This is a genomic window from Streptomyces sp. NPDC085944 (assembly GCF_040686295.1).
Classification (GTDB): Bacteria; Actinomycetota; Actinomycetes; order Streptomycetales; family Streptomycetaceae; genus Streptomyces; species Streptomyces salinarius.
Window position 1 is genome coordinate 445,602 of record NZ_JBFBJX010000003.1, and the last position, 19,271, is coordinate 464,872.

18 protein-coding genes are annotated in these 19,271 nt (G+C 72.4%); 9 read left to right on the forward strand and 9 right to left on the reverse strand.

What is annotated here, in order from left to right:
• Positions 1 to 112: 112 nt before the first annotated feature.
• Positions 113 to 1,969, reverse strand: coding sequence for an AAA family ATPase (locus tag AB0P07_RS08525; RefSeq protein ID WP_365546930.1), 1,857 nt, complete (start codon positions 1,967 to 1,969; stop codon positions 113 to 115).
• Between the two features lie 429 nt (positions 1,970 to 2,398).
• Complete coding sequence (locus tag AB0P07_RS08530; protein WP_365546933.1) at positions 2,399 to 2,968, reverse strand: hypothetical protein; 570 nt, start codon at positions 2,966 to 2,968, stop codon at positions 2,399 to 2,401.
• A 287-nt stretch (positions 2,969 to 3,255) separates the two neighbouring features.
• On the opposite strand from AB0P07_RS08530, the gene AB0P07_RS08535 reads away from it, so the two are divergent.
• The 3 genes from AB0P07_RS08535 (at position 3,256) to AB0P07_RS08545 (ending at position 5,667) form a co-directional block, all read left to right on the forward strand.
• Positions 3,256 to 4,647 carry a peptidase C39 family protein gene (locus AB0P07_RS08535; RefSeq protein WP_365546936.1) on the forward strand — a complete coding sequence of 464 codons (1,392 nt, stop codon included), beginning with the start codon at positions 3,256 to 3,258 and terminating at the stop codon, positions 4,645 to 4,647.
• A gap of 111 nt (positions 4,648 to 4,758) precedes the next feature.
• Complete coding sequence (locus AB0P07_RS08540; protein WP_365546939.1) at positions 4,759 to 4,899, forward strand: SCO1431 family membrane protein; 141 nt, start codon at positions 4,759 to 4,761, stop codon at positions 4,897 to 4,899.
• Between the two features lie 105 nt (positions 4,900 to 5,004).
• Positions 5,005 to 5,667, forward strand: a complete 663-nt coding sequence (locus tag AB0P07_RS08545; protein ID WP_061445818.1) for a TetR/AcrR family transcriptional regulator — start codon at positions 5,005 to 5,007, stop codon at positions 5,665 to 5,667.
• 82 nt (positions 5,668 to 5,749) lie between these two features.
• Here AB0P07_RS08545 and AB0P07_RS08550 read toward each other — a convergent pair whose 3' ends face one another.
• Positions 5,750 to 6,994, reverse strand: coding sequence for a glycoside hydrolase family 18 protein (locus AB0P07_RS08550; RefSeq protein ID WP_365546942.1), 1,245 nt, complete (start codon positions 6,992 to 6,994; stop codon positions 5,750 to 5,752).
• Between the two features lie 368 nt (positions 6,995 to 7,362).
• Here AB0P07_RS08550 and AB0P07_RS08555 point away from each other — a divergent pair, with 368 nt between their 5' ends.
• Positions 7,363 to 8,535 carry an acyl-CoA dehydrogenase gene (locus AB0P07_RS08555; RefSeq protein ID WP_365546945.1) on the forward strand — a complete coding sequence of 391 codons (1,173 nt, stop codon included), beginning with the start codon at positions 7,363 to 7,365 and terminating at the stop codon, positions 8,533 to 8,535.
• Here AB0P07_RS08555 and AB0P07_RS08560 read toward each other — a convergent pair.
• Both AB0P07_RS08560 and AB0P07_RS08565 read right to left on the reverse strand, forming a co-directional pair.
• Positions 8,498 to 8,815: a hypothetical protein gene (locus tag AB0P07_RS08560; RefSeq protein WP_365546947.1), complete on the reverse strand. Its 318-nt coding sequence runs from the start codon at positions 8,813 to 8,815 to the stop codon at positions 8,498 to 8,500. The two genes, AB0P07_RS08555 and AB0P07_RS08560, sit on opposite strands and share 38 nt — an antisense overlap.
• 171 nt (positions 8,816 to 8,986) lie before the next feature.
• Entirely contained in the window at positions 8,987 to 9,424 is a 438-nt protein-coding gene (locus tag AB0P07_RS08565; protein ID WP_365546950.1) for a hypothetical protein, read from the reverse strand.
• A 266-nt stretch (positions 9,425 to 9,690) separates the two neighbouring features.
• Here AB0P07_RS08565 and AB0P07_RS08570 point away from each other — a divergent pair, with 266 nt between their 5' ends.
• The 4 genes from AB0P07_RS08570 (at position 9,691) to fxsA (ending at position 13,871) form a co-directional block, all read left to right on the forward strand.
• Positions 9,691 to 10,131: an Lrp/AsnC family transcriptional regulator gene (locus AB0P07_RS08570; protein ID WP_019983923.1), complete on the forward strand. Its 441-nt coding sequence runs from the start codon at positions 9,691 to 9,693 to the stop codon at positions 10,129 to 10,131.
• Positions 10,132 to 10,220: 89 nt separating this feature from the next.
• On the forward strand, positions 10,221 to 11,825 hold the full coding sequence (locus AB0P07_RS08575; RefSeq protein WP_365546953.1) for an amidohydrolase: 1,605 nt from the start codon (positions 10,221 to 10,223) through the stop codon (positions 11,823 to 11,825).
• A 524-nt stretch (positions 11,826 to 12,349) separates the two neighbouring features.
• Positions 12,350 to 13,228 (forward strand): polyprenol monophosphomannose synthase, encoded by an 879-nt coding sequence (locus AB0P07_RS08580; RefSeq protein ID WP_365546956.1) that lies wholly within the window; start codon positions 12,350 to 12,352, stop codon positions 13,226 to 13,228.
• Between the two features lie 67 nt (positions 13,229 to 13,295).
• On the forward strand, positions 13,296 to 13,871 hold the full coding sequence (gene fxsA, locus AB0P07_RS08585) for an FxsA family membrane protein (RefSeq protein WP_365546959.1): 576 nt from the start codon (positions 13,296 to 13,298) through the stop codon (positions 13,869 to 13,871).
• Between the two features lie 124 nt (positions 13,872 to 13,995).
• On the opposite strand, the gene AB0P07_RS08590 is transcribed toward fxsA, so the two are convergent.
• The 4 genes from AB0P07_RS08590 to AB0P07_RS08605 all read right to left on the reverse strand — a co-directional run bounded on the left by AB0P07_RS08590 (position 13,996) and on the right by AB0P07_RS08605 (position 17,518).
• Positions 13,996 to 14,370 (reverse strand): RNA polymerase-binding protein RbpA, encoded by a 375-nt coding sequence (locus AB0P07_RS08590; RefSeq protein ID WP_003977404.1) that lies wholly within the window; start codon positions 14,368 to 14,370, stop codon positions 13,996 to 13,998.
• Between the two features lie 277 nt (positions 14,371 to 14,647).
• Entirely contained in the window at positions 14,648 to 16,003 is a 1,356-nt protein-coding gene (locus AB0P07_RS08595; RefSeq protein ID WP_365546962.1) for an MFS transporter, read from the reverse strand.
• Positions 16,004 to 16,055: 52 nt separating this feature from the next.
• Positions 16,056 to 16,823, reverse strand: coding sequence for a glycerophosphodiester phosphodiesterase (locus tag AB0P07_RS08600; protein ID WP_365546965.1), 768 nt, complete (start codon positions 16,821 to 16,823; stop codon positions 16,056 to 16,058).
• Positions 16,820 to 17,518 carry a hypothetical protein gene (locus tag AB0P07_RS08605; RefSeq protein ID WP_365546968.1) on the reverse strand — a complete coding sequence of 233 codons (699 nt, stop codon included), beginning with the start codon at positions 17,516 to 17,518 and terminating at the stop codon, positions 16,820 to 16,822. Before AB0P07_RS08605 ends, AB0P07_RS08600 begins: the two co-directional genes overlap by 4 nt.
• A gap of 101 nt (positions 17,519 to 17,619) precedes the next feature.
• Between AB0P07_RS08605 and AB0P07_RS08610 the strand changes: the two genes are divergently transcribed.
• Positions 17,620 to 19,119: a PLP-dependent aminotransferase family protein gene (locus AB0P07_RS08610; protein ID WP_365546971.1), complete on the forward strand. Its 1,500-nt coding sequence runs from the start codon at positions 17,620 to 17,622 to the stop codon at positions 19,117 to 19,119.
• Positions 19,120 to 19,271: the final 152 nt, after the last annotated feature.

Consider the following 19,271-nt stretch of genomic DNA (forward strand, 5'->3'; position numbering starts at 1 on the left):
GTCGTGCCTCTCCCAGTGCCTGAACGGCCCGGGAGGTACCCCCAGGGCGACACGGGTGGGCGCAGCGGCACCCCGTCAGCGCGGGTAAGCGCCCCCCCGCGACGCCCACCCTTCACACCGCCGGAGGAGCCCCCGGCCCCCGCCCCGACAGCACCTCCCCATACGCCTGCATCAGATCCGGCAGCCGCAACGTCGCCAGATCGTCCCGGCTCAACACCCCCGGATACACGGACAACCGCAGATCCCGGTAGGCACAGCTCTTCTCGTACAGCGTCCGCAGAAACCGCCCGTTCCCCAACTCGTCGATCCACCCCTGGTCCACCACGTGCCCGGCGATGGACCGCAGCTCGTCCAGCGCCTCCTCGTCCCACACGTCCCCGTTCTCCGCCGCGAGCACCTCACCGATCGAGGTCAGTTCCAGCGGCCGGTACGACGGGAAGTCCACCCGCGTCGTGAAGCGCGACGACAGCCCGGGATTGGCGCCCAGCAGCCGGTCCATGCCCTCCGGATAGCCGGCCAGGATCACCACCAGGTGGTCCCGGTTGTCCTCGGCCCGCTTCAGCAGCACCTGCAGCGCCTCGTCGCCGTACGCGTCACCCTTGCCGTAACCGGAGTTGGACAGGGAGTACGCCTCGTCCACGAAGAGGACACCGCCGAGCGCCGAGTCGATCAGCTCGTTGGCCTTCACCGCGGTCTGGCCCAGATACTCGCCCACCAGGTCGGCCCGCTGCGCCTCCACGAGGTGGTCGCCGCCGAGCAGACCGAGGGCGTAGAAGACGCGGCCCAGGATGCGGGCCACGGTGGTCTTCCCGGTGCCGGAGGGGCCGGAGAAGACGAAGTGACGTTTGGGCGGCTGCACGGGCAGGCCCTGCCCGGCCCGCAGCCGCGCCATGTTCAACTGCGCGGACAACGCCTTGACCTGCCGCTTCACCGGTTCGAGGCCCACCATCCGCTCCAGCTCCGCGAGCGCCTCCTCCAGCAACGCGGGATCGGTGGGCCCGGTGGGCAGGGACGGATCCGGCCCGCCCGCCTTCTCGCGCACCGACGCTCCGCCCAGCGGGGGCAGCGGGGCGGACAGCGGGGGCTCGGGGGCGGAGAGCTTGACGCCGCGCTCCTCGGTGCCGAAGAGGGGGTCGAGTCCGTCCAGGCCGTCCGTCCCCGCACCGGTCTGCGCGAGCCCTGCCAGGTCGGTCGGGTCGTCGTAGCCGTCGCCCTCGGCGATCGCGGCCAGCCTGGCCGAGGTGTCCATGAAGGCGGGGTCGACGCGGTGCACCGCCCGGTACAGCGGAAGCGCGGCGGCGCTGCGCCCGGTGCCCTCATGGGCCCGCGCCAGCCAGTACCGCAACTCCTTGCGCTGCGGCTGCTCGCTGCGGCACCGCATCAGGGCCGCCGAAAGGAGCGGCTCCGCCTGCCCGAACATCTCCAGGCGGACCCGGGCCATGCCACTGAACAGGCCGGCCTCGATGCCCAGTAACGGGTCGCCGAGCAGCGGGTCGGTGTGCCGGACAAGCTGTTCCCAGTCCTTGACCAGATAGGCGCGGCAGGCGTGCAGGAACCGGACCTGGGGGTCGGAGTCCACCGGCGGCAGCCCGGCCAGCGCCCGGTCCAGTTCCGGCACGTGCCGGCCGTCCAGCCAGTGCGAGGCGTGCGCCAGCAGCAGGTCGCGCGGGTTCTCCAGCACCGGCTGCACCCACCAGCCCAGCCAGTACCAGGAGTTGAGCGTCCGTCGATGGCGGGCCCGCTGCTCGCCGAAGCGGTCGCGGTTGCGGAACATTCGCAGGAGCGCGTTCGTGGTGTCGACGCGCAGCGCGTGCAGTCCCAGCCAGCCGTCGGCCATCGTGGGATCGATCCGCACCGCCGCCCGGAACTCCTCCTCCGCCTGCGGGTAGGCCCCCATGGTGTAGGCGTCCACGCCGCGCAGCCAGGCGAGTTCGGCCGGGGCCGGTGGGCCCTGCGTGCCGAAGTCCATCACGTCCCCCACCTACCGTGCCCCCGTCGGTAAGCCGCCGAGCCGTCGCCCGTCGGCCGCCTCGGTCAACGGATCTGCCGTGGACCGGAGTTGCAGGTGCGTGCGGCAATCTCCGGTAGCTCGCACCGAGGGCATCGTACCCGCGGCGGTCTTTCCTCCGAAGGGTGCGGGAGAGGCCGTTCCATGAGGTCGGAGCGGTGGGGGCGTACGGCCCTGTGGTCACCGAGGGTGAGTGATCGGCGTCGTGGAGCAGCCGGAAAACGTACTCAGGGCAGAACGAAGCCCCCGATCACGGGGGAACAACCGGGGGCTTCGCGTCTGTCGGCGGCTTCGATCTGCCGCACATTCAGAACGTAAGACCTGTACGGCCCCCGGGTCAAGCGAAGTTGGGGCACGTCGGCGGGTTGCGGGAGCGTGATCTTCACGCGTTCAACACATCGCGGACGGTCCGTCACTCTGAGTGAGGAAGTGGGCTCCAGTGGCGGTTCCCGCAGGCCCCGGCAGTACCTCGTACCCCTGTTCGCGCTGTCGCACCAGAAGGTGCGCGAAGGGGCGTGAGGGGTCCTCGGCGAAGTGCCGGCGCTCGGCCGGGATCCACCCGTCCCAGAACGTCCGCTGTTCCGCTCCGTCGCGCGCCCGTCCGCGCGCCCACGCCTGCTCGCGGGGTACGTCCATCCAGAGCAGCGCGGCCAGGTGCGGTCGCAGTGCCGACCGGCCCGCGCCGACTCCCTCGACGAGGATCACCGGAGCGGGGGGCAGGGCGCGTGGCGCTCCGAAACACCGGGCCCGCCAGTCGTACGGCGTGCAGTGCGCCGTCTCGCCGTGCCGCAGGGGCTCGATCACCTGGCGGAGCAGTCGTCCGGTCCAGTCGAAGAGCTCGTCGTGACTGGCGATGTCGTCGAGGTGCAGCACCGGCGCACCGTCCAGCCCGGCCGCCAGCCGTCCGGCGAACGTGGACTTCCCGGACCCGGCGTGTCCGTCGACGCCGATCAGGCGCACGGGCCCGCAGGAAGGGGGAAGCCGGCGGAGCCGGGCTGCTAGGTCGAGGATGGCGGATCCCGTGGGCAGAAGGGCGGACGCGGTCACCCGCACTCTAACCACCCGCGTCCCCCCGGCCCCCGCGCCCGGGCGCCCGCACCCTCCTGCCTCCGCCACTGGTCGACACCAATATTGGTGGCGTGGCGTGCGTGGAAGTGCTGGCAGGACCGGGCGCCTGCGGCCATAGTTGGCGCACGAACGTGCAACGACGGACCCGCCCGACCCGGACACCTGGGGGTCTCCCGCCCATGAGCAGAGTCGAACAGCCGTCCCGCAGAACCCTCCTGGCCGCGGCCGTCGCGGCGGCCGCCGCGACGGGCGGCGCGATCCCGGCCACCGCCCAGGCCGCGCCGGCCGCGGGCACCGGCGGCGCCGCCGGGGGCCCCGGCCGGGCCGCCCTCCGGCGACCGGTCGACTACCACGCCTGGACCACGTTCCGGGACTGGCGGCACGGGGCCGCTCAAGGGATCCGTCCCGTCGCGGGCGCCCGCCCCGGGGTCGTGATCGGCGCCCCGGTCGGCACCGCCGACTACACCGACCCGCACACCGGCACCACGGCCGCCTGGGAGTACGCGACCTGGACCTCGCCCGTCCACCGGCTCGCGGTGCCCTCCACGGAGGTCATCGCCTCCTGGAACGCGCACACGCCGAGCGGCACCTGGATCCAGGTCGAGTTGAAGGGCGCCTACTCCGACGGCACGGACACGCCCTGGTACGTGATGGGCCGCTGGACCGCCGGCGACGGCGAGCAGGACATCAGGCGTACCTCGGTCGACGACCAGAGCGACGGCAGAAGCAGCATCTGGACCGACACCTTCTCGATCGACGACGCCTCCACCGGCCTGCGTCTGACCTCCTACCGGCTCCGGCTCACCCTCCACCGCCGTCCCGGCACGCACAGCACGCCCACCGTCTGGCGGCTCGGCGCGATGGGCTCCGACATCCCCGACCGCTTCACCGTCCCGGCCTCGACCCCGCGCCACGCCGGGGAACTGCGCGTCCCGCGCTACTCGCAGGAGATCCACAAGGGCCAGTACCCCGAGTACGACAACGGCGGCGAGGCCTGGTGCAGCCCCACCTCCTCGCAGATGATCATCGAGTACTGGGGCGGCCGTCTCACCGAGGAACAGCTCGCCTGGGTCGACCCCTCCTACGCCGACCCGCAGATCTGCCACGCCGCCCGGTACACGTACGACAACCAGTACGAGGGCTGCGGCAACTGGCCCTTCAACGCCGCCTACGCCGCCACGTTCAAGGGCCTCCAGGGTGTGGTCACCCGCCTCGGCTCCCTCACCGACCTGGAGACGCTGATCGCGGCCGGTATCCCGGTCATCACGTCGCAGTCGTTCCGGGAGGAGGAGCTGACCGGGTCGGGCTACGGCACCTCGGGCCACCTGATGACCGTGATCGGCTTCACCGCCGACGGCGACGTGATCGCCAACGACCCGGCCTCGGACGACAACGACGCCGTGCGCCGCGTCTACAAGCGGCGCGAGTGGGAGAACATCTGGCTCAGGACCAAGCGGTACAACGCCGGCGGCAAGGTCGCCTCCGGCACCGGTGGCGTCTGCTACCTCTACTTCCCCGCCCACCCCGGCCCGCGTCAGCGCAAGGCCCTCGCGGCGGTGGGCGTGCGCTGACCGGCCCCGCTGTGACCAAGCTCTCGGGCGCGAAAGCCGCTCACGGTGGCACGGTGGACACCGTGAGCGGGGGACTCCGCCCCAGCCGAAGACCGAGATCAGCGAGACGCCATGACCGCACACATCGCAGCCGCCACCCGTGTCCGTACCGGCGGCCCCAAGGAAGACGGCCCGAAGATCCTGGAACACGTCCTGGGCTGGACCCTCGTCGTGGTGGTCGCGATGCTCGTGGTTCAGCTGGGCCTCCTGTGATCTGACCGGCGGCCCGTCCGTGACGTGACCCGGGTGCGGCCTGCCCCACGACCCGACCTGCCATACTGCGGATGTCCCGCCGCCCGTAGGAGACCAGGGTCGAAATTGAATATCAGTCAACAACGTGCCGACGCCCGTCCCCGGGCGCGCGGCACCGAGCGCTCGGCTGCGCGCCGCGCCGAACTCATCGCCATCGGGCGGAGGTTGTTCGCCGACACGTCGTACGACGCGCTCTCGATGGACGACATCGCCCGCCAGGCGCATGTCGCCAAAGGGCTGATCTACTACTACTTCCAGTCCAAGCGGGGCTACTACCTGGCGATCGTCCAGGACTCCGTCGCCGACCTCGTCACCACCGCGGCGCGCGGCACCGAGCTGCCGCAGGTGGACCGCGTCCAGCGCACCATCGACGGCTATCTGCGCTACGCCGAACACAACCAGGCGGCCTACCGCACCATCGTCAGCGGCGGCGTCGGCTTCGACGCAGAGGTGCACGCCATCCGGGACGGGGTGCGCGAGGCGATCGTCGTCACCATCGCCGAAGGGGCCTACGGGCGCTCGGACATCGGCCCGCTCGCCCGCATGGGCCTGCTCGCCTGGGTGTGCAGCGTCGAGGGTGCCACCCTGGACTGGATCGGCCGGCCCGAACTGCCCCGCGAGACCATGCGCGAGCTGCTGGTGAAGTCGCTGGGCGGCACGCTGCGCGCCATCGAGGAACTGGACCCCGCCTATCCCGCCCCGGCTCCGGCCCGCCGCGACGAATCCTGACGCCGGCGCCCGGACGACGTGACGGAGGGGTGGAGACCCGAGCCGGTCTCCGCCCCTCCGCCCCCCGCGCGTGCCGGGTGGTTCAGTCGATCGCCCTGATCAGCTCACCGTTGGCGGTGTCACCGCTCAGCTCCCAGAAGAACGTGCCGCCGAGGCCCTGTTCGTCCTTGTAGGCCATCTTGGTCGCGATGGTCTGCGGGGTGTCGTAACTCCACCAGTCGTCCCCGCACTTGGCGTACGCGGTGCCGCCCACGGTGCCGGTCGCCGGGCAACTGCTCTTCAGCACCTTGTAGTCCTCGATGCCGTTCTCGTACGTGCCCTGCGCCGGGCCGGTCGCGCTGCCGCCCGGCTCCGCCCGGGTGACGCCCGTCCAGCCGCGGCCGTAGAAGCCGAGCCCGAGCAGGAGCTTCGAGGACGGGATGCCGAGTCCCTTGAGCTTCGCGATCGTCGCCGAGGTGTGGAAGCCCTCCTTCGGGATGCCGGAGTACGAGGTGAGCGGCGAGTGCGGGGCGGTCGGCCCGGTGGCGTCCCAGGCCCCGAAGAAGTCGTACGTCATCGGGTTGTACCAGTCGACGTACTGGGCGGCGCCCGCGTAGTCCGCCGCGTCGATCTTGCCGCCGGAGGTGGCGTCGGCCGTGATCGCCGCGGTGACCAGGTAGTCCTGTCCGAACTTGGCGCGCAGGGCGCCCATCAGCCTCGGGAAGGCCTCACGGCCGCTGGTGTCGCAGGTCAGGCCGCAGGCGTTCGGGTACTCCCAGTCGATGTCGATGCCGTCGAAGACGCCGGCCCACTTGGAGTTCTCGACCAGGTCGTAGCAGGACTGGGCGAACGCCTCCGGGTTCTGCGCGGCCTGCGCGAAGCCGGCGGACCAGGTCCAGCCGCCGAAGGACCAGAGGATCTTGAGGTCGGGGTGCTTCTTCTTCAGCTTGAGCAGCTGGTTGAAGTTGCCGCGCAGCGGCTGGTCCCAGGTGTCGGCGACAGCGTCGACGGACTCGGCCGCGGTGTAGGCGCGGTCGGTCGCCGCGTAGGCGTCGCCCATGGCGCACTTTCCGCCGGTGACGTTGCCGAACGAGTAGTTGATGTGGGTGAGTCTGCCGGCGGAGCCCGACGACTCGATGTCCTTGACGTGGTAGTCGCGGTCGTAGACGCCCCATTCGGTGAAGTAGCCGACGACCTTGGACCCGGCCGCGGCCTGCGCGGCGGGCGACTCGACAATCGCCGTGGCCGGACCGGCGCCGGCCAGCAGTCCTGCGCCCAGGGCGACGGTGCACAGGACGGAGAACAGCGTCCGGAGGGGGCGGACGCGGGGGAGGTGCGGGACGTGCATCGGGTGTCTCCTCGTGGGGGGAAGAGGGAACGCGCGCCGATTGGCATGAACGCGGTAAGGCGTTCGGTTCGTCACCGTAGGAGGACTAGACCAGTACGGTCAATGGTTCGGACCATTCTCGACGCCGGGAGCCGGGATCCCCGGCTCCTCGGGCGCGGTCCGGGCCATTCTCCGAATTCTTCGAGTAAGCGGTCGTTAACTGGTGACTCCGTGCCTCCGATCGGGCATACTCACAGCGCACAGCCGCTGGTCAGCCGCTTCCGCGACCCGGGAGTGCGAGCATCGGCCAGGCCCGAACGACCCGGCGGAGCCGCCTCCACCCAAGGCGCACGTCCGCCGATGTGCCCGACAGGGAGGAGAGCGTCGCCATGCCCGACCGCGCCCCGCAGCAGGTGGACCGGCAACTGCCCACGGACGAGGCACGGGATCTGATCTCGCTCGTCCGTGACATCGCGCAGCGTGAGATCGCCCCGAGCGCGGCCGAGGGGGAGGACGCCGGACGCTTCCCGCGCGAGGTCTTCACCCTCCTGTCCGACGCCGGCCTCCTCGGACTGCCCTACGACGCCGAGTTCGGCGGCGGCGAGCAGCCCTACGAGGTCTACCTCCAGGTCCTCGAGGAGCTCGCCGCGGCCCGGCTCACCGTCGGCCTCGGCGTCAGCGTGCACACGCTCGCCTCCTACGCGCTCGCCACCTACGGCACCAAGGAGCAGCAGGCCGAGCAGTTGCCCGCGATGCTCGGCGGCGGCCTGCTCGGCGCATACTGCCTCTCCGAACCCGCCTCCGGCTCCGACGCCGCCTCGCTGCGCACCAAGGCCGTGCGCGACGGCGACCACTGGCTGATCACCGGCACCAAGGCGTGGATCACGCACGGCGGCATCGCCGACTTCTACACCGTGATGGCCCGCACGGGCGAGGACGGACCGCGCGGCATCACCGCCTTCCTGGTGCCCGGTGACGCCGAGGGGCTGAGCGCCGCGGTGCCCGAGAAGAAGATGGGACTCAAGGGCTCGCCCACGGCGCAGGTCCACCTGGACGGGGTGCGGGTGGCCGACGCCCGGCGCATCGGCGAGGAGGGGCAGGGCTTCGCGATCGCCCTGTCCGCGCTCGAATCCGGCCGGCTCGGCATCGCGGCCTGTGCGATCGGTGTGGCCCAGGCGGCGCTGGACGAGGCGGTGTCCTACGCGGCCGAGCGGCGGCAGTTCGGCAGGCCGATCGCCGACTTCCAGGGGCTGCGCTTCATGCTCGCCGACATGGCGACGCAGATCGAGGCCGGCCGTGCGCTGTACCTGACCGCGGCCCGGCTGCGCGACGCCGGACGTCCGTTCGCCAAGCAGGCCGCCATGGCGAAGCTGCACTGCACCGACACGGCGATGCGGGTCACCACCGACGCCGTGCAGATCCTCGGCGGGTACGGCTACACCGCCGACTTCCCGGCCGAGCGGTACATGCGCGAGGCCAAGGTGCTGCAGATCGTCGAGGGCACCAACCAGATCCAGCGGATGGTCATCGCCCGTCACCTCGCGGGTCCCGAGGAGCGGTGAGCCCGGCGGCGACGGTGAAGTCGCCGCCGACCCGGAAGTCGCCGGTGGTGAAGAAGTCACCCGTGGCGAAGAAGTCGCCGAGACCGCGCGGGGGTTCCGCGAGCCTGACCCACTCCGGGTCGTGGCGTCCGGGCAGGGTGCGGCCGCCGTCGGCCCAGGTCCGCAGCAGCTCGCGGTAGATCGGCGGGTCCGGGATCTGCGGGGCCGGGGGTACCGGTCCCGCGGGCACCGGTACGAACACGCGGCGCCGACTGCCGGTCGGCGAGTACGTGGGGGTCATGCCCGGGCAACGCGTCGCGGTGCGGACAGGTCACCGGCGGGCATATTCGAGCGTGGGTTCGCGGGCGTCCGCGGACATCGGCCGCTTGCCGCCACGCTCCTGACGCCCCGTCGATCGTCCTCGCCCGATCAGCGCATCGGGCGACGGCCCCGAAGGGGGCGTCCGGACGCCTCAGGCCGCTTCGCGCCGCATCGTCGGCACCCGCATCGGGCGCGAGCCCGGGCCGCCGACGTGGGAGAAGGGCTGGGTCCGCCAGTCGAGGCCCCGGGGGAGCGTCAGCAGCAGGGCGGTGTCCTGCTCGTGCGGCTGGAACGACTCGTCCGCCGGGCGCGCCTCGGTGGCCCGGCGGCCGGTGCCGACGCAGACCGTGAGCCCGAACGGGTTCCACGGCGAGGCGCACAGTGCGTGCTCCGGCAGCGTCTCCTCGTCCGCCAGCAGGGCGATGGGCTGCGCGCAGTCCGGGCAGATCACCCGGTACATCTCGAAGGTGTCGTAGGCGTCGGGTTCCTCGTCGTCGAAGGCGTCCGGTTCGACGCCCTCCGGTACGAGCTCGACGACCGGCTGCTGCCGCTTGGACGTGGTACGACCAGGGCGCTTAAGACTCTGCATGGGATCTCCCCCTCGGGCTGGGCCGTGACGGCACTGCGGCCTCGACCACAGCAAGCACTTCCCGTCCCCCCTCCGGGGTAATCACGAGAACATTACGGAGAACGTTCAACCAGTGTGGTCTTCGTCACATGCCGCTCGCAGATGCCCCCTGCGGCGGGTTTGTCCCCCCTCGGTTCCCGCCCGGCGCCCCGTCGGATCGCGAACGGGGCATGTTCTGGACTGCTCGGCTGTCCCAGGAGATCAACGGCACTGTAGGTTCTTGCGCCATGGAGGAGCTGGACCGACAGATCGTGCAGCTGCTCGTCAAGGACGGGCGGATGAGCTACACAGACCTGGGCAAGGCCACGGGCCTGTCCACGTCGGCCGTGCACCAGCGGGTGCGGCGGCTGGAACAGCGTGGCGTCATCCGCGGTTACGCCGCGGTCGTCGACCCGGAGGCCGTCGGGCTGCCGATGACCGCCTTCATCTCGGTGAAACCGTTCGACCCCAGCGCCCCCGACGACATCGCGGACCGCCTCGCCGGCGTCCCCGAGATCGAGGCCTGCCACAGCGTCGCCGGCGACGAGAACTACATCCTCAAGGTCCGGGTGGCCACCCCGCACGAGCTGGAGGAACTGCTCGCGCGCGTCCGCTCCCTCGCCGGTGTCTCCACCCGCACCACCGTCGTCCTCTCGACCCCCTACGAGTCCCGGCCGCCGAGGATCTGACCGGTGCCGCGCGACGGCGCCGGGCACCGTCCGGCGCCCACGCCGCCCCGACTGCCGGGCGGCGCCCGTGAGGGGCGAGACTGGTGTGCATGAGTGAGTCCACCACCCCGTCCTCGACCGTCCTGCTGCGCCGCGGCGAGGTCCACAGTCCCGCCGATCCCTTCGCCACGGCCATGGTCGTCGAACGCGGCCAGGTCGCCTGGGTCGGCTCGGAGGGCGCCGCGGACGCCTTCGTGGACGGGGTCGACGAGGTGATCGACCTGGACGGCGCCCTCGTCACCCCGGCGTTCACCGACGCACACGTGCACACCACCGCCACCGGCCTCGCGCTCACCGGCCTGGACCTGTCCGGCGCCCCCACCCGCGAGGCGGCCCTCGCCCTCGTACGGGACTTCGCCGCCGCCCGCCCGGACGACCGGGTGCTCCTCGGCCACGGCTGGGACGCCGCCCGCTGGCCCGACGGGCAGCCCCCGACGCGCGCCGAACTGGACGCGGCCACCGGCGGCCGCCCCCTCTACCTCAGCCGTATCGACGTCCACTCGGCCGTCGTCACCACCGCCCTGCTCGCCCTGGCGCCCGGTGTCCTCGCCCGCGACGACGACCCGCTCACGGGCGACGCCCACCACGCCGTACGCGCCGCCGCCCTCGGGGTCGTCACCCCGGCCCAGCGCGCCGGGGCCCAGCGCGCCGCCCTCGCGCACGCCGCCTCCCTGGGTATCGCAACCGTTCACGAATGCGCAGGCCCGGAGATCTCCTCCGAGGACGACCTCACCGGCCTGCTGCGCCTGTCCGCCGAGGAACCCGGGCCGCGGGTCATCGGCTACTGGGCCGAGCAGGACGTCGACAAGGCGCGGGAGCTGGGCGCCGTCGGTGCCGCCGGCGACCTCTTCGTCGACGGCTCCCTCGGCTCGCACACCGCCTGCCTGCACCAGCCCTACGCCGACGCCGGCCACACCGGCACCGCCCACCTGGACGCCGCCGCCGTCGCCGCGCACGTCGTCGCCTGCACGGAGGCGGGACTCCAGGCGGGCTTTCACGCCATCGGGGACGCCGCCGTGACCGCCGTCGTGGAGGGGGTCCGCGCCGCCGCCGACAAGGTGGGCCTCGCCCGCGTCCGCGCCGCCCGCCACCGGATCGAGCACGCCGAGATGCTCACCCCGCAGACCGTCGCGGCCTTCGCCGAACTGGGCCTGACCGCCTCCGTCCAGCCCGCCTTCGACGCGCTCTGGGGCGGCGAGGACGGCATGTACGCCCAGCGCCTGGGCGCCGAGCGGGCCCGCACGCTCAACCCCTACGCGGCCCTGCTGCGTGCCGGCGTGCCGCTCGCCTTCGGCTCCGACAGCCCCGTCACGCCCCTCGACCCGTGGGGTAACGTCCGGGCCGCCGCCTTCCACCGCACTGCGGAGCACCGCGTCTCCGTCCGCGCCGCGTTCACGGCGCACACGCGCGGCGGCTGGCGGGCGATCGGCCGCGACGACGCGGGCGTCCTGGTGCCCGGCGTGCCCGCGGACTACGCCGTGTGGCGTACCGGCGACCTCGTGGTCCAGGCCCCCGACGACCGGGTCGCGCGCTGGTCGACCGACCCGCGTTCGGGCACGCCCGGCCTGCCCGACCTCACCCCCGGCCGGGAGCTGCCCGTCTGCCTCCGTACCGTGGTGGGCGGCCGTACCGTCTTCGTACGGCCGGGCGAGTGATCTCCACGGCCGACGGGGCGATGATCTTCGCCGGGCCACGACCTGCTGCGCCGCCGCGCTGACCTGCGCGTTGATGGAAAAGGCGCAGGTCGAGCGACTGTTGACAGGCGGCGGCAGGGGGCCGGTAGGTTCGGCGGAGTCCACCACCGGACGCCCGACCGGGGAACCTTCCGCAGACGCGTCGCGGCGCCGCTGAGTCAGGGACGGTGTGCCGCACCGGCGCACCGCCACTGGGAGCCAGGCTCAGTGCCCGCACCGTGACGAGGGAACGTTCCGGCCGGTCGGGAGGTGTGACCCGGGTGGGGCCCGGGCGCTCAGTAGACAACGACCCAGGTCGACCCGCAGCCGGCGGGTCCCGGGCCGGCCCGAAGGGCGCCGGGCCCCCATCCGTCGCACAACGTCCCTAAGCGGCCATCCTTACCCCGCTTTCCGGGAACCGACACCACCGTAGGACCGTCCTGTCACGTTGACGCAGGCCGCGGCGATTATGGTGGTCCTCTGCGTACGGACACGAAGGGGCAGTGGTGAACGACGGCGACGGGACGCCCGCGGCTGCGGGGCGTGAGAGGCGGTTCGGCCCGCTGGGCACGGCCCTGGTGATCATTCCGACCTACAACGAGGCGGAGAACATCAGGGCGATCGTCACACGCGTGCGCGAGGCCGTCCCCGAGGCGCACGTGCTCGTGGCCGACGACAACAGCCCCGACGGCACCGGCAGGATCGCCGACGAACTGGCGGCCGCGGACGACCACGTCCAGGTCATGCACCGCAAGGGCAAGGAAGGGCTGGGCGCCGCCTACCTCGCGGGCTTCCGCTGGGGGCTGGAGCACGGCTACGGCGTGCTGATCGAGATGGACGCCGACGGCTCCCACCAGCCCGAGGAACTGCCCCGCCTGCTGACCGCCCTCAAGGGCGCCGACCTGGTGCTCGGCTCCCGCTGGGTGCCGGGCGGCCGGGTGGTGAACTGGCCCAAGTCCCGCGAGTTCATCTCGCGCGGCGGCAGTATGTACTCGCGGATCGCGCTCGATCTGCCCCTGCGCGACATCACCGGCGGCTACCGCGCCTTCCGCCGCGAGACCCTGGAAGGGCTCGGCCTCGAGGAGGTCGCCTCGCAGGGTTACTGCTTCCAGGTCGATCTCGCCCGCCGGGCGATCAAGGCCGGGTACCACGTGGTCGAGGTGCCGATCACGTTCGTCGAGCGCGAACTCGGCGACTCCAAGATGAGCCGTGACATCCTCGTCGAGGCCCTGTGGCGGGTCACCACCTGGGGCGTGGGGGAGAGGGTCGGCAAGGTCCTGGGCCGCGACAAGCGGTCCGACGCGGGATCCGGCGGGCCGGAGGCGCACGGCGACAAGTCGACGAAGCTGGCGGAGCCGACGAAGGTGTCGGACGGCAAGGCCTGACCGGACCCTCGTGACGCCCGACCGACCCCTTATGCCGCACTGAGCCGGGGCCAGGCACACTGGGAGTATGACGACTGGCGCTCAGACCCCCAGGCCCCCCGCCCGGCCTCCGCGCTCCCGGCTGCGCACCTTCCTGCCGCTGGGCGTCGCTGCGTGGCTTGTGCTGGAGATCTGGCTGCTCGTCATGGTCGCGGGAGCGACCAGCGGCTTCGTGGTCTTCCTGCTCCTGGTCGCCGGCCTGGTTTTCGGGTCCGTGGTCATCAAGGCGGCCGGCCGCCGGGCCTTCCGCAATCTCACCGAGACGCTCAACCAGCAGCAGTCCGGCATTCCGCCCGAGGCCGCCCGCCCGAACAGCGAGGGCAACGGCCTGATGATGCTGGGAGGACTGCTCCTGATCCTGCCCGGCCTGATCTCGGACGCGCTCGGCCTGCTCATGCTGCTGCCCCCGGTGCAGAAGGCCGTGAGCCGTTACGCCCAGCGGACGGTCGAGCGCAAGCTCCGTGACGCCGGCCCGGGCACTCTGGGCGACGCCTTCCGCCAGGCCCGGATGCACCGTCCGGACGGCAAGGTGGTCCAGGGCGAGGTCATACGGGACGACCCGGACGACTTTCCGCAGGACCCCCGCCCGCCGCTGACGCGCTGAGCCTGAGGCTCCGTCCCGGGGCCCGGACCCGGGACGCGACCCACACGACAAAACCGCGGGTGCCGTACATGAAGCTCATGTACGGCACCCGCGGTTGTTCTGTCGTGTCGCCTACGGTCTCCCGCTACGCACTCTTGCGGCTGTCACGCGGATGGACCGCGATGTTCATGGCGCCGGAGCGCAGAACGGCCAGCCGCTCCTCGAGGACCTCTTCGAGCTCCTCGCGGGTGCGTCGCTCCATCAGCATGTCCCAGTGCGTACGCGCGGGCTTGGCCTTCTTCTCCTCAGGGCCGTCGCCGTCCACCAGAAGTGCCTGGGCCCCGCAGACCTTGCACTCCCACTCAGGCGGGATCTCCGCCTCGACCGAGAAGGGCATCTCGAATCGATGCCCCTTCTCGCATGCGTACTCCACGGCCTGGCGCGGGGCCAGGTCGATGCCGCGGTCCGTCTCGTAGCTGGTCACCACGAGGCGCGTGCCGCGAAGAGCTCGCTCACTCATGAATCGTGCCTCCCGGGCTTGTCGCCCACAGGACAGGTGTCGCTGTCGTCGTCATCCGGTCAACGTCCGGGCGGCGGTAAAGATTCCCGTCCCGACTCCCGATCCGGGCCCTGCGTCGCCGTCGCAGCCGCAGCCTTGCAACCAGTGCAGTACCCGCCGACGTCCGGTTTGTCACCTCTGTTGGCAGATGTGACATAGCGATTCGGCACCTTTGACGCGCAGTAACGGTACGCCTGGCAGGCCAAACGCGTACACTACAGCCCTTTCGCGCCGAGTGCTAAATCCTTTCGGGAACCGGATTGCCCGCGTCGCCGATCGCCCGCCGTACGGGCACCCGCGCGAGCAGCACGAAACCGATCACGAAGAAGGCGACCAGGGAGATGATCGCGTCGCGGTAGCTCCCGGTCAGCTGGTAGGTGAGCCCGAAGAGCAGCGGCCCGAGCCAGCTCATCCCGCGGTCACTCAGCTCGTACGCCGAGAAGTACTCGGCCTCCTTGCCCGGCGGGACCAGATGGGAGAACAGCGAGCGGGACAGCGCCTGGCTGCCGCCCAGGACGAGCCCGATGCCGGCGGCCAGCGCGAAGAACCACACGGGCGCCCCGGCCGGCAGGAAATACCCCGCGGCGAGGGTCACCGTCCAGGCGACCAGCGATCCGAGGATCGTGCGCTTGGCCCCGTACCTGCGGGCCAGCCGGCCCAGCGCCAGCGCGCCCACCACCGCCAGCACCTGGACGAGCAGCACCGCCACGATGAGCGTGGACTGCCCGAGGCCCAGTTCCTCGGAGCCGTAGATCGATGCCTGGGAGATCACCGTCTGGATGCCGTCGTTGTAGACGAGGTACGCGAGCAGGAACGCCAGCGTCAACGGGCGGCGGCGCATGTCGCGGACGGTCACCGCGAGCTGCCGGAACCCGGGCAGCGCGGCCTCCCGGGCCACCGCGCGCCGGTCCCGCAGCCGCCGGAGCGGAAGGAGAGCGAAGGCGCCCCACCACAGCCCCGCCGACGCCAGGCAGATGCGGACCGCCGCGCTCTCGCTCAGCCCGAAGGAGTCGTGGCCGGTGTAGAGGACCAGGTTGACGACCAGGACCAGGGAGCCGGCCGCGTAGCCGAAGGCCCAGCCGCGGGAGGAGACCGCGTCGCGCTCCTCGGGCGGGGCGATCTGGGGCAGGTAGGAGTTGTAGAGCATCGTCGCGACCGACTGCGCCGCGTTGGCGACGACCAGCAGCAGACCGCCCAGCAGATACCGGTCGCCGTCCAGGAAGAACATGCCGGTCGTGGCCGCCGCGCCGGTGTACGCGGCGGCGGCCAGCAGTGGCTTCTTGCGGCCCGAGCGGTCGGCGGCGGCCCCCACCAGCGGCATCACCAATACCGCGACGATCACCGACAGCGACACCGAGTACGCGAAGAACGACCCGGCGCGCACCGGTACGCCCAGCGGGTGGACGTACCCGTCCGCGCCGGCCGCGGATTCGGCGACCGAGGTCAGATAGGGCCCCAGGAACACGGTGAGCACGCTCGTGGAGTAGACGGAGCACGCCCAGTCGTAGAAGTACCAGCCGCGCTGCTCGCGCCGCCGCTCGGCCGCGCCGTCGGCCCCGTCGGCCGCGCCCGTCCGCAGGGTGTCGGTGCCCACCCGTGCCCTCGCTTCCCCCTGCACGCGCACCGTCCCCGGGCCGCGGCGGGGCTCATGCCCAGACGCCGCGGTCCTCCATGACCTTGCGCAGTGTGTCGATGTGATCGGTCATGATGCCATCCACTCCCAGGTCCAGGAGCCGGTGCATCCGGTCCGGATCGTTCACCGTCCAGACGTGCACCTGCAGCCCGCGCGCGTGGGCCGCGCGCACGAAGCGGTGGTCCACCACCCGGACGCCCGACTGGGCCTCGGGGACCTGCGCGGCCACCGCCGAGCGGCGCGGTGCGGCCGGCAGGCCCCAGGAGCGCAGCCGCAGACCGAGGACGCCACGGGTGCCGTACGAGGTGGCCAGGCGCGGGCCGGCCAGCCGCTGGGCGCGCACCACGCGGGCCTCGGAGAACGAGCCGACGCAGATCCGGTCCCAGGCGTCGTGCCGCCGGATCAGCTCCAGGAGCGGGCCCAGCGCGGGCTCCGCCTTCACGTCGATGTTCCAGCGCACCTCGGGGAAGGTCTCCAGGAGCTCCTCGAACAGCGGCACGGGTTCCTCACCCGCCACGTGCGCGTGCCGCACGCTCTCCCACGGCAGCTCCGCGATCCGCCCCGCTCCGTCCGTCACCCGGTCCAGGGTCGCGTCGTGGAAGGCGACGAGCTTCCCGTCCCGCGTGGCGTGCACGTCGGTCTCGATGTACCGGTAGCCCGCCTCCACCGCGCGGCGGAACTGCCGCAGCGTGTTCTCCAGGCCGTCCGCCGCCCCGCCCCGGTGGGCGAACGCGAGCGGGCCGGGATGGTCGAGGTAGGGGTGGCGTATCGGGGTGGTCACCGACGCAGTATCGCGCGCCGGGGTCGACCGGCGGCAACCACCGTGCTGCCGTACGGTGTCGACGGCACGGCGAACACGCGCAGGAACACCTGGGCGAGCGGGCCGATCGACACGGCGTAGAGCACGGTGCCCAGGCCGACCGTGCCGCCGAGGGCGAAGCCCGTCACCACGACGGCGATCTCGACGGAGGTCCGCACCAGCCGCACCGAGAGCCCGGTGCGCCGGTTCAGCCCCGTCATCAGGCCGTCGCGCGGGCCCGGGCCGAACCGTGCGGCGATGTACAGCCCGGTCGCCGCGCCGTTCAGGACGATGCCCGCCACCATCGCGGCGATCCGCAGCGCCCAGCCGTGGGCGTCCGGGACGACGCTCAGCGTGGCGTCCATCGCGGCGCCGATCACCAGCACGTTGGAGACCGTGCCGAGGCCCGGCCGCTGGCGCAACGGTATCCACAGCAGCAGGACGACCGCGCCCACGACGGTCAGCACCACGCCCATCGACAGCCCGGTGTGCTTCGCCAGGCCCTGGTGCAGCACGTTCCACGGCTCGAGGCCGAGCCCGGACCTGACCAGCAGCGCGGAACTCGCGCCGTACAGGACGAGACCGCCGTAGAGCTGGATCAGCCGTCGCGCGAGGTGGCCCTGTCCGCGTTGCCTGGGCTGCCTGGGCTGCCTGGGCTGCCTGGGTTGCCTGGTCAAGAGATGCCCCCTGTGTGGTGGTAGTGGCCTGCCGCATGACACCCTGTGGCTTGGGAAGGAGAGTCAACCATGGCCAATTCCGGGAAGGTGGACTGATTTACATGGCGCAGTGGACCTCGGCCGTGGGGGCGGGACAGCTGGCCCGCCTGCTCGGCTCGCAGCAGGACCGTCCGGCCGGGCCCGGCACCCGCCGCCCACCGGCCTACCGTGCGCTCGCCGACGGCATCCGGCTGCTCGTGCTGGAGGGCCGCGTCCCGGTCGCCGCCCGGCTGCCCGCCGAACGCGAGCTGGCCCTCGCCCTCACCGTCAGCCGCACCACCGTCGCCGCCGCCTACGAGGCGCTGCGGGCCGAGGGCTTCCTGGAGTCCCGGCGGGGCGCGGGCAGCTGGACCGCCGTCCCGGCCGGCAACCCGCTGCCCGCGCGGGGCCTGGAGCCGCTGCCGCCCGAGGCCCTCGGCTCCGTGATCGACCTGGGCTGTGCGGCGCTGCCCGCGCCCGAGCCCTGGCTCACCCGCGCGGTGCAGGGCGCCCTCGAGGAGCTGCCGCCGTACGCGCACACCCACGGCGACTACCCGGCCGGACTGCCCGCGCTGCGCGCGATGATCGCCGAGCGCTACACCGCGCGGGGCATCCCCACCATGCCCGAGCAGATCATGGTGACCACCGGGGCGATGGGCGCGATCGACGCCATCTGCCACCTCTTCGGGGGGCGCGGCGAGCGCATCGCCGTGGAATCCCCCTCCTATGCCAACATCCTCCAGCTGATGCGCGAGGCCGGTGCCCGGCTGGTGCCCGTCGCGATGGCCGAGGGGCTCACCGGCTGGGACGTGGACCGCTGGCGCCAGGTGCTGCGCGACGCCGCGCCCCGCATCGCCTATGTCGTGGCCGACTTCCACAACCCCACCGGCGCCCTCGCCGACGACGACCAGCGACGGCGCCTGGTGGACGCGGCCCGCTCGGCGGGGACGGTGCTCGTGGCCGACGAGACCATGAGCGAACTGTGGCTGGACGACGACGTCGAGATGCCGCGCCCCGTGTGCGCCTTCGACCCGGCCGGGTCCACCGTGATCACCGTCGGCTCGGCGAGCAAGGCCTTCTGGGCCGGGATGCGCATCGGCTGGGTCCGTGCCGCGCCCGACGTGATCCGCAGCCTGGTCGCCGCGCGGGCGTACGCCGACCTGGGCACCCCGGTGCTGGAGCAGCTCGCCGTGAACTGGCTGTTCAGCACCGGCGGCTGGGCACAGGCCGTGACGGTGCGCCGTGAACAGGCCCGGCAGAACCGGGACGAGCTGGTGACGGCGGTACGGCGGGAGCTGCCCGGCTGGGAGTTCGAGGTGCCGCGCGGCGGCCTCACCCTCTGGGTGCGGACCGGGGGCCTGTCGGGCTCCCGGCTCGCCGAGGCGGGGGAGCGGGTGGGCGTGCGTGTCCCGTCCGGGCCGCGTTTCGGGGTGGACGGCGCGTTCGAGGGGTACGTCCGGCTGCCGTTCACGGTCGGCGGCGCGGTGGCCGAGGAGGCGGCGGCACGACTGGCCGCGGCGGCGCGGCTGGTGGAGAACGGCGGCGTCGGCGGCGGCGAGGCACCACGGACGTTCGTGGCGTAGTGCCGGGTCGGCGGATCGGGGCGCGGGAGTGCCGGCGGTACCCGTGTGCGGCGGTGGGCGGAGCCCGGGAGGTTCGGCCGCCGGGGCCGGAGCGGCGTCGACGCGGCGCCCCCGATCCCGGGGGCGACGCCGCGGACGGGTGTGCCGCACCC

What these genes read in the sequence shown, in the direction of transcription:
- AB0P07_RS08575 (WP_365546953.1), top strand. Translation starts at nt 10,221, where the DNA reads ATGAGTGAGTCCACCACCCCGTCCTCGACCGTCCTGCTGCGCCGCGGC.
- AB0P07_RS08560 (WP_365546947.1), bottom strand. Translation starts at nt 8,815, where the DNA reads ATGACCCCCACGTACTCGCCGACCGGCAGTCGGCGCCGCGTGTTCGTA.
- AB0P07_RS08565 (WP_365546950.1), bottom strand. Translation starts at nt 9,424, where the DNA reads ATGCAGAGTCTTAAGCGCCCTGGTCGTACCACGTCCAAGCGGCAGCAG.
- AB0P07_RS08590 (WP_003977404.1), bottom strand. Translation starts at nt 14,370, where the DNA reads ATGAGTGAGCGAGCTCTTCGCGGCACGCGCCTCGTGGTGACCAGCTAC.
- AB0P07_RS08525 (WP_365546930.1), bottom strand. Translation starts at nt 1,969, where the DNA reads ATGGACTTCGGCACGCAGGGCCCACCGGCCCCGGCCGAACTCGCCTGG.
- AB0P07_RS08540 (WP_365546939.1), top strand. Translation starts at nt 4,759, where the DNA reads ATGACCGCACACATCGCAGCCGCCACCCGTGTCCGTACCGGCGGCCCC.
- fxsA (WP_365546959.1), top strand. Translation starts at nt 13,296, where the DNA reads ATGACGACTGGCGCTCAGACCCCCAGGCCCCCCGCCCGGCCTCCGCGC.
- AB0P07_RS08570 (WP_019983923.1), top strand. Translation starts at nt 9,691, where the DNA reads ATGGAGGAGCTGGACCGACAGATCGTGCAGCTGCTCGTCAAGGACGGG.
- AB0P07_RS08610 (WP_365546971.1), top strand. Translation starts at nt 17,620, where the DNA reads ATGGCGCAGTGGACCTCGGCCGTGGGGGCGGGACAGCTGGCCCGCCTG.
- AB0P07_RS08550 (WP_365546942.1), bottom strand. Translation starts at nt 6,994, where the DNA reads ATGCACGTCCCGCACCTCCCCCGCGTCCGCCCCCTCCGGACGCTGTTC.
- AB0P07_RS08555 (WP_365546945.1), top strand. Translation starts at nt 7,363, where the DNA reads ATGCCCGACCGCGCCCCGCAGCAGGTGGACCGGCAACTGCCCACGGAC.
- AB0P07_RS08535 (WP_365546936.1), top strand. Translation starts at nt 3,256, where the DNA reads ATGAGCAGAGTCGAACAGCCGTCCCGCAGAACCCTCCTGGCCGCGGCC.